This is a genomic window from Methylophaga sp. UBA5088 (genome assembly GCF_002414625.1).
GTDB classification, from domain to species: Bacteria; Pseudomonadota; Gammaproteobacteria; order Nitrosococcales; family Methylophagaceae; genus Methylophaga; species Methylophaga marina.
In genome coordinates this window covers 7,072-8,385 of record NZ_DIAC01000033.1, presented here as the reverse complement: position 1 = coordinate 8,385, position 1,314 = coordinate 7,072, and the positions used below count along the sequence as shown (strand labels likewise).

The window sequence follows — 1,314 nt, the reverse complement described above, 5'->3', positions numbered from 1 at the left end:
AGGTAATTTTTTAGCATGATGATATTTGTCCATATTGATTGAAATTAAAAATCCCTTGTTATTTGGGTCAGTGTAAGAATGCCTAAAATCAAACATTCTGACCCAATTGATTTTAAGTTGATGGAGGTAGTTTTGTTATTCACGGCTCAGAGTGATGACGGCGTCCTTTTTAAGGGCCTACCTCAATGACATTGTTATCTGCCATTTCAAAAATGGTTGATGTCACTTCTTCAAGGTTGTAAATAAGAAAGCTTTCCTGAGTGTTATCAGAATATAAGATAACAACCATGCCATAGATGGCATCAGGACAGGGGCGCTCATTGCTTGGAAGATTTTTCTGTAAGTGTGGCTTTAATAATTCATAAACTTGTTGAAGCTCAAAAACCCCAGCTTTGATCTTTTTGTATTTAGGAATAGCTCCATAAAATAAGTAAGCATCATTGTTTGAGCTAATCTGGATTCTAGTCTCACCATGTGGATAATCCATAGTGAGCCTTTCCAGCGTTTTCTCATTGCCAAAGCAGTTTGAAATTGACCAGAGAAATAGGAAAGATGTGAGTATGAGAAGTTTCATCTATCTAACGCCGTGGTTAGGGTCCGTAGTGAAGCGCAGTAGAACGGAGGTCCCAGCGAAGCGACTACAGCGCCTTGTTAGGTAAGACAGGAGTAGACACACTCCCAACTTAATATGACCGCTACTTAAGGTCGTTTGGTGTTCCATCTGTCTTGCGAGAAGCCCAATTCGTTACTTCAGAAACGATTAGCCCATCATCGCTGTCGATGTATTGCCCAAAGTGATCCCGCAGGCCTTTAGCCGTTGTGTTCACCCGGTTGAAGCACCAAGTTGACTCCAATATACGTACGCCGTTGAAACTACCAAGCTCATCATAGAGCGGTTGATAGCTCCTCGACTTCCTCAAGTCGTAGGTTATAAAGTACAAAGCCATAAAGATCTCCTTTTAATACCTAACGCCCACATAAAAGGCTTGCCGTCAGGTGCATCCAGCGTAACGAAGTGGAGCGAATTTTGATGTGTTTGTTATGCATTTTTACTATGTTCAATGATGAGTGACTATCCATTTTTGCGGCATGACATATATATAGCGCCGCGTTTTAGCTATGAATAACCGAACGCCCAAACATTGTCAGAAGCAGACATTACGGCCTCACTGACGACATGAGCCTATAGCTACCATTATATGAACTAAACCTTAAATACTACCTAATAGTGACTTTGCTCTAGACACTGCGTCCGCTCCCAATATAGGCCAGCTATTTACGATTCCTTCATGAATAAGCAACAATTGCCCAGCC

1 protein-coding gene is annotated in these 1,314 nt (G+C 41.5%); it reads right to left on the bottom strand.

Annotated features, from left to right (window positions below; all coding sequences use genetic code 11):
- Positions 1 to 169: 169 nt before the first annotated feature.
- A complete protein-coding gene (locus B4K20_RS04780; protein WP_289282063.1) occupies positions 170 to 487 on the bottom strand; it encodes a hypothetical protein in 318 nt (105 codons plus the stop codon).
- Positions 488 to 1,314: the final 827 nt, after the last annotated feature.